General features: G+C 40.7%; 2 protein-coding genes. Both read left to right on the top strand.

The window, feature by feature from the left end; translation table 11 throughout:
* Positions 1–1,241 (top strand): OmpA family protein (locus LOK78_RS16290; RefSeq protein ID WP_232635657.1); only part of this gene is annotated, 1,241 nt, incomplete at its 5' end.
* Positions 1,242–1,631: 390 nt separating this feature from the next.
* Complete coding sequence (locus LOK78_RS16295; RefSeq protein ID WP_232635658.1) at positions 1,632–6,881, top strand: fibronectin type III domain-containing protein; 5,250 nt, start codon at positions 1,632–1,634, stop codon at positions 6,879–6,881.
* Positions 6,882–6,930 lie beyond the last annotated feature (49 nt).

A 6,930-nucleotide genomic window follows, 5' to 3' on the forward strand; every position in this document is an offset into this window, starting at 1 on the left:
ATGGTACGACCATGTACTTCTCCAGAGAGAGTTTCTCGGAGGGGATGTACGAGAAGGACAGTACCACCAGAAGAAAGATCAGTGTGAACAACCTTTTCGAGGCTACCTTTGATGGCGAGAAATGGGGCTATGTAAAACCGTTCCCATTGAACAGCAACACCTTTACGATCAAGGATCCTAGCGTGAGCAATGACGGAAAGACCCTTTACTTTTCATCTGATATGCCAGGAGGTCACGGAGGTTATGACATCTACAAGGTATCCATCAATGGAGACGGTACCTACGGAGAAGCGGTTAACCTGGGAGACATTGTCAATACAGAGGGAGATGAAGGTTTTCCTTTTATAAGCAGTACCGATGTCCTTTACTTTTCATCCAACGGGCACTTGGGTCTAGGAAACCTGGATGTTTTCTTTACCAAGCTTGACGGCGGGTCTTACCTACCGGTAAGGAATGCTGGGGTGCCAGTGAACGGTAACATGGACGACTTTGCCTTTACCATCGATGAGGAAAGCGGGGAAGGATTTGTATCCTCCAATAGAGAAGGTGGCAAGGGAAGCGACGATATCTACCAGGTGTTCAGACTTCAGCCAATGTGTACTGTAGACCTTATTGCTATGGTTACCGACAGCCAGAGCGGGGAGCCATTGCAGGGAGCCAGCGTATCTGTATACGATGACCAGGGAAGCATGTTGCTTACCCAGTTGACCGATGCAGAAGGAAAGGCAACTTTCTTGGTAGAGTGCGACAAGCAGTCTGGTCTTGAGGTGAGCATGGACGGTTATGAGAGCGAAAAGGTAAGTGTTGACGGTACATTTGATGAATCGACTACTGCAGAGGTGGCCCTGGATCCGATCGAGATGATCGTTGCAGAGGACCAAGTGGTACTGAACCCTATCTACTTTGAGTTCGACAAGTCAAACATCACGCCAGAGGCCGCCTTTGAACTTGACAAGTTGGTACAGGTGATGAACAAGTACCCGGATATGGTGATCAATGCGACTTCACATACGGACAGCCGTGGATCTGCCTCATACAACGAGAGATTGTCTGACAGACGTGCCAAGACGACCGTACAGTACGTGATCTCCAAGGGCATTGATGCCTCAAGGATCACAGGTAAGGGTATGGGCGAGAGCGATCCTAAGGTGGATTGCGGAAGCAACTGCAGCGAGGAGGAGCACCAATTGAACAGAAGGTCTGAGTTTATCATTACCACTGGAGGTCCGCAGGGCCAATAGGGAGATGGAGGACCCAAACATAAGAGCATAAAAAAAGCCCTACCAAACGGTAGGGCTTTTTTGTACATGCTAGTTGATGAAATATTGGGAATTCAATAAAATTCTTGGGATTGGAAAGATGGTAGTTTGATATATTAATAAAATGTTAGGTAAATTTCTCTAAATGCTTAAATATGTTTATGAAAATTGTTAAAATACAGTTAAATCTATTCATCGAAAATTCTTGTATTTAATCTATAAACTACCAATTAATCAATGGTTGAGGAGCTTTTTTTATACATTTAGTCCTTAAAGTTTACTTAAAATGTTAATTAATTGAATAGGATAAATTTTCATTCAAAGGATTCATTTTTTTCGTAAACCTAATTTAAAACCACTCCTTAACACAAAATGAAAAGAACTACATTATTTGTATTTATGAGTTTTATGATGCTTTGGCATCTCAATGCTCAGGTCACGATTGGTTCCGGAACATTGGAATCAGAAAATGCACCATTTGAACCGTGGTATGGGTATTCCTATACTCAAACGGTTTATTTGGCTGAAGAAATTAATGCCTCTGGGGAGATTACAGGGCTTCAATGGTACTATAGTGGTACATCGGCGTTGCCCGATAGTCAGAGTTTGGTAATTTATCTTGCGGAATCCACAAGAACAGAATTCGCCTCTACAACAGATTGGGAGCCTATTGCTAGTTTTACCCAAGTTTATTCAGGTGGAATAACTGTTGAAGCTGGTGTAAATGGATGGGTCCAGATTGTTTTCGATACCCCATTTACTTATTCTGGAACAGATAATTTGCTTATTGCCGTAGAAGAAAATATGCCATCCTATGATTCGTCTGGAGATGATTTCTATAATACGGAGGTAGCAACAAATAGATCGATATCACATTATAGTGATGGAACTAATGCTGATCCAGCTGCACCACCTACAGCAAATAATATTGATAATACCATAGCAAATGTGATTTTGGATGGAATTACTCAGGCTTGTCCAAACCCAGCGGATTTAACTGCTGGTATGGTTGAAGCTTTTTCAGCTGAATTATCATGGACTGAAAATGGCAGTGCTACGGCATGGAACCTTGAAGTTGTTGAGGCTGGAACCGCACCTACTGGAACAGGTAACTATACAGCAGATGCCAATCCTTACACAGTAACATCCTTAACTCCAGGGACGGATTATGAATATTATGTTCAGGCGGATTGTGGAGATACAGATGGTTTAAGTGGTTGGATTGGACCGTTTTCTTTTACAACTCTTGAGGTTTGTCCGAGTCCATCTGATTTGGCAGTTAATTCCACTGGATTGGATAGTGCTGAATTAACATGGACTGAAAATGGTAGTGCTACGGCATGGAACCTTGAAGTTGTTGAGGCTGGAACCTCACCTGCTGGAACGGGTAACTATACAGCAGATGCCAACCCATATACAGTAACGGGCTTGATGGCTGGTACAAATTATGAATACTATGTTCAGGCCGATTGTGGTGATGCAGATGGAGTGAGCAACTGGATAGGGCCATTTGCTTTTGATACACAACTTTGTGATGTGAGTGAGCAGTGTGAATATACGTTTGTAATGACTGATTCATTTGGAGATGGTTGGAATGGAAACTCAATGACCATTTCTCAAAATGGTGTAGATGTGGAAACAATTACCTTATCTTCAGGGTCTTCAGGAGAAGCTCTAGTGGCTTTATGTGATGGCCAACCATTTGAACTATTTTGGAATACTGGTGGTTCTTGGTCTGGAGAAGTTGGAATAGTTATTCAAGCTTTTGGTGAAGATTTATTTACAATGCCTAGTGGTTCAGGTTCACTACAAGGAACAACTATATATTCTGGAACAGTAAACTGTACGCCTCCTTCTTGTGAAATACCAACCGATCTAACTGCAGATAATATTACTGCTTTTACAGCTGAGTTAAGCTGGACAGATAGTAATACTGGTATTTCTTCTTGGAATATAGAAGTTGTTGAAGCTGGAACAACTCCAACAGGTGTGGCAACCGACGTTGCAGATACTAATACAGCTTTTGAGGTAAGTGATTTATCTGCTACAACGGAATATGCTTATTATGTTCAAGCGAACTGTGGAGATGAAAATGGGGTAAGTAACTGGGCAGGACCATTTTTGTTTACAACGACTTGTGATGTATTTATACCTTATTACCTTCAAGAATTTGATACTATTATTCCAGAGTGTTGGGATGAAGCCAATGATGGAGATCCAACAACAGGGCCTTCAGATTTTGGAGCAGGGTCATGGACTAGTGATGGTTTTGCAAATGTTGGTTTTTCAGGAGCATATAAAATTAATTTATTCACAACAGGTAAAAGCGATTGGATCATCTCACCAGAATTTGATTTGACTGGTGGTCCATGGCAGTTTGAAATCGATGTGGCTTTTATGCAATTTGCAAGTTCTACAACGGCTTCAACACTAGGATCAGATGATGAAGTTCAGGTTTTAATTACTACAGATGGCGGTACTACCTGGACACCTATTTTCGAATGGGATAATACCACGGTCATTGCAGCTGGTGGAGAACATTTCATTTTTGATTTGACACCTTATTCTGATATGGTTGTTCAGTTTGGTATTTGGGGATCTGAGGGAACTGTAAATGATCCAGAGGATGTTGATGTCTCCGTAGATAATTTTGAGATTAGAGAAATCCCTACTTGTCCTGAGCCAATTGAACTTTCTGCAACTAACCTGTCATTAACATCTACCGAGATTTCTTGGGTTGAGTTTGGAACGGCTGAAGTTTGGAATGTTGAATACGGACCTGCAGGATTTACTCCAGGAAATGGAGAGGGAACAGTATTAATAGATGTTACTAGCCCATATGTATTAGAGGGCCTTGATTCTGATACTTCTTATGATTTTTATGTGCAGGCTGATTGTGGTGAGGGTGATGTGAGTATTTGGTCTGGACCAGGAAATTTTTATACAGGATATTGTGAATCTGTACCAACAAGTAATGATGGTCAAGGGGTTAGCAATACTGTTATTTCAACGACTTCATTCCCTAGTTTTGGAGATGTAACTTATGAAAATCATACAGATACGGTAGTGAATATCTTCCAAGGTATTTTGGCTAACTGTCAAGTTACTTTCGCTACAGGATTTACATACGACACCAATATTTGGATTGACTTTAATGATAATTTGGTTTTTGAAGCAGATGAATTGGTTTTTGACGGTGTTTCTACAAACCAAAACCCAACCACATTAGATGCTTCATTTGTTGTTCCTGCCGACGCCCCATTAGGGGAACACAGAATGCGTATTGGAACAGCAGATTCTGGACAATCAACACCTAATCCATGTTACAATGGCTCTTGGGGAGTTACCTTGGATTTCACAGTAAACATCATAGAGTTGACTTGCGTAATGCCTGAGGTTGAATTTAGTTATATGGAAGATTGTGATAACCTTCAAGGGTTTATAGATGTGGTTATTTCTGATATCGGAGATGCAGAATCTATTTTAGTTTCTAATAACGTGGATGCTACAACTATTCAGGTTACTGAGCCAGGAACATACCAAATGGGACCATTTACTCTAGATCAATCGGTATTTGTTACCGTTGAAAATGAACAAGACAGTAACTGTACCATTAATAGTCCAACCTATTTGACTACTTGTCCAACATTTTGTTTGGATGCGCTTCCAATTTGTGCTTCAGATATATGGTATCCTAGTATTACAGGAGATCAAGAAGCTCCAGACTATTTAGATTATGGCTGTTTAGGGTCTCAACCAGATCCACAATGGAATACCATAATTTTTGATGAACCTGGTGATTACCAATTCTCTTTAGATCAAACAACAGGTGAAGGTGGAACAGGAACAGGATTGGATATCGACTTCATCGTTTGGGGACCATTTGATAGCCAAGACGGAGGTTGTTTCTTATTAACACCTGAGTTTGAAGCAGACTGTAGTTTTTCTGCTACGGCTTCAGAAACGATTAACCTTAATGGGGTTCAAGCTGGAGATTTATATGTGATACTAATAACCAATTATTCTCAACAAGATGGATTTTATAACCTTTCTCAAGATTCTGGTCCTGAGAATGGAACCAATTGTGAGGTAGTTTGTGATGTAGTTATCGAAACAGTTGATGGAGTAGATGTGACTATGTTGCCAGAAGGAGAATCTATTGATTTTTGTGGTGTTGAAACAGTTACCTTAGTATCTGAATCTCCTTATGCAGATACATTTGATTTATACAATGATGGTATATATATTACTACCAATACAACAGGAACTTTTGAAGTATCTGAATCAGGTTCCTACTTTGTGATAGCCTATGGTGATATCTGCGAGGGTACTTCTACGTCTGCTACTGTCATGGTTAATCTATTTAATCTAGCATCTATAAATGAACCTGCTGATATGGAAGTTTGTGATGATGCTAGTAATGATGGTTTTGCAGAGTTTGATTTTGAAACACAAACAGCGGTAATTATTGGAGAAGAAGATCCAAGTGTTTATAATGTTACTTATTATGTGTCTCAAGAGGATGCTGATGCAGCAACAAATGAATTGCCAGTTCTTTACACCAATACTTCCTCTCCTCAAACAATCTATGTAAGAGTAGAAGATGCCAGTTCAGATGGAGGATCAGATTGTTATGTGGTCACTTCTTTTGAAATTATGGTAAATCCTTTGGATGATGCTTCATTTACATTGACAGCAACTTGTGATGGTGCCATTGCAACTGTTTTAGGAACACCAGGAGGTTCTTTTGCTCTAAATCCTGATTTAGGGGATGGAGCTGTTGTAGATCCTGCTACAGGTACCATAACTGGAGGAGTTCCTGGAGCCATATATACTGTTGACTATACAACTACAGGTGTTTGTCCAGCAACTACTTCAGAAACAGTCGTAGTATTGCCTCAAGAGGATGCTTCGTTTACACTTGAAGCTGATTGTTATGGTGCGAGTGCTACAATAACTGGAGATGTTGGAGGAATCTTTGCTTTTGATCAATTCCCTTCTGATGACGCTCTTATAGATGCTACAACAGGAGAAATAACAGGTGGTTCTTCAGATACAACTTATGTTATTTCTTATACAACAAGTGGACCTTGTCCTGCTTCTTCTATACAATCTGTAACAACCTATGCAGAGGAAGATGCTTCATTTGAGATGACAGCTACTTGTGATGGGGGTACAGCAGATGTTTATGGAGATTTAGGAGGTACCTTCGAAATTGTAGAGCCAACTAATACCGATGCTGTAATTGACTCTGAAACAGGAGAAATTACTGGTGGTCCAGGAGGAACAGAATTTACAGTGAGCTATACTACTTCAGGCCCATGTCCTGCTACGGAATATGTAACTGTAATGTCAGATACCTGTTTATTCCCAGAGGTAGTAACACCAAACGGAGACGGCAGCAACGACAGTTTCGACTTGACCGGATTTGGGGTTAACAGTCTTGAGATCTTCAACCGTTACGGTACGAAGGTATACAGTTTCACCGGGGCTTACACTGATGAGTTCAGGGGCGTATCTGATGACGGGGATGAGTTGCCGACTGGGACTTATTTCTACGTTGTGAAGTACAAGGACACCGAGGTAAGGACAGACTGGTTCTATATCACCAGAGAACAATAATTAACGCAACCAGAAAAAGATAATGAAAAGACTATATATATTAATCGCT

Origin of the sequence: Mangrovimonas futianensis (assembly GCF_021245805.1) — a bacterium.
GTDB classification, from domain to species: Bacteria; Bacteroidota; Bacteroidia; order Flavobacteriales; family Flavobacteriaceae; genus Mangrovimonas; species Mangrovimonas futianensis.

What these genes read in the sequence shown, in the direction of transcription:
- LOK78_RS16295 (WP_232635658.1), top strand. Translation starts at nt 1,632, where the DNA reads ATGAAAAGAACTACATTATTTGTATTTATGAGTTTTATGATGCTTTGG.